The sequence below is a fragment of the Arthrobacter sp. TB 26 genome, assembly GCF_000427315.1.
In the GTDB taxonomy this organism is placed as follows: domain Bacteria; phylum Actinomycetota; class Actinomycetes; order Actinomycetales; family Micrococcaceae; genus Arthrobacter.
This window is the reverse complement of record NZ_AUPJ01000106.1, coordinates 1-1,598: the sequence shown is the minus strand read 5'-3', so window position 1 is coordinate 1,598 and position 1,598 is coordinate 1. Positions and strand designations below refer to the sequence as shown.

Here is a 1,598-nt window from a genome sequence, read left to right as displayed (position 1 = left end):
TCGGCCTCGGTCGGTTCAGCGTGCACTGCTGCCGGTGCGGACTGCTCGTCCGTGCCCTGGCCGCCCCGGCCACGGCGGCGGCTCTTGCGTTCGGTCCGTGCGGCAGGCTGGTGCTCAGTGCGGGGGACGTGGTGCTCGGCGGCAACCACGTTGGCGCGGCGGTGCTCCACCGGNGGGTGACGATGCCGCGGCCGGCGCAGGCTTCGCACTGTTCGCCGAAGACTTCCAGCAGCCCGGTGCCCATGCGCTTGCGGGTCATCTGCACGAGTCCCAGCGAGGTCACCTCCGCGACCTGGTGCTTGGTCCGGTCCCGGCCCAGGCACTCCACCATGCGGCGCAGGACCAGGTCGCGGTTCGATTCGAGCACCATGTCGATGAAGTCGATCACGATGATGCCGCCGATGTCGCGGAGCCGGAGCTGCCGGACGACTTCCTCGGCCGCTTCGAGGTTGTTCTTGGTGACGGTTTCCTCGAGGTTGCCGCCGCTGCCGGTGAACTTGCCGGTGTTGACGTCCACCACGGTCATGGCTTCGGTGCGGTCGATCACGAGGGAGCCGCCGGAGGGCAGGAAGACCTTGCGGTCCAGGGCCTTGTGGATCTGCTCGTCGATGCGCCATGCAGCGAAGATGTCCGTGTCCTTGGTCCACTTCTCGAGCCGGCCCACGAGGTCGGGTGCCACGTAGGTGACGTAGGCCTCGATGGTGTCCCAGGCTTCCTCGCCGGAGACGATCAGCTTGGAGAAGTCCTCGTTGAAGACGTCGCGGACCACCTTGATGGTCAGATCGGGTTCGCCGTAGAGCAGCTCGGGAGCGAGGATCTTGGTCGAGCTCGACTGGCCTTCGATGCCTTCCCACTGGGCTCGAAGGCGGTTGATGTCGTGCGTGAGCTCTTCCTCGGACGCGCCCTCGGCGGCGGTGCGGACAATGACCCCTGCATCTTCCGGCAGGCGGTCCTTGAGGATCCGCTTGAGGCGGTTGCGTTCGACGTCGGGCAGCTTGCGGGAGATGCCGGTCATGGAACCGCCGGGAACGTACACGAGGTAGCGGCCGGGCAGCGAGATCTGGCTCGTGAGGCGGGCGCCCTTGTGGCCGACCGGGTCCTTGGTGACCTGGACCAGCACGGAGTCGCCGGACTTCAGCGCGTTCTCGATCCGGCGCTGCTTGCCCTCGAGGTTGACGGATTCCCAGTTGACTTCACCGGCGTAGAGCACGGCATTGCGGCCGCGCCCGATGTCAACGAAGGCGGCTTCCATCGACGGCAGGACATTCTGGACCTTGCCCAGGTAGACGTTGCCGATCAGGGAATCCTGCTGGGTCTTCGAGACGAAGTGCTCGGCCAGCACGCCGTCCTCGAGGACCCCGATCTGGATTCTGTCGTCACGCTGGCGGACGATCATCTGGCGGTCGACCGATTCGCGCCGGGCCAGGAATTCGGCCTCGGTGATGACGGTGCGGCGGCGGCCGGTGTCGCGGGATTCGCGGCGGCGCTGTTTCTTCGCCTCGAGCCGGGTGGAGCCTTTGAGGGACGTGACGCGGTTGTTGACCGGGGCCTCGGTGGCCGCACGCGGTGCGCGGACGCGGGTCACTGTGTTGGGCGGG

1 pseudogene is annotated in these 1,598 nt (G+C 67.3%); it reads right to left on the bottom strand.

Annotation, left to right across the window (positions count from 1 at the left end):
• Positions 1-1,598, bottom strand: a pseudogene (locus K789_RS22150) (Rne/Rng family ribonuclease); the annotation flags it as partial.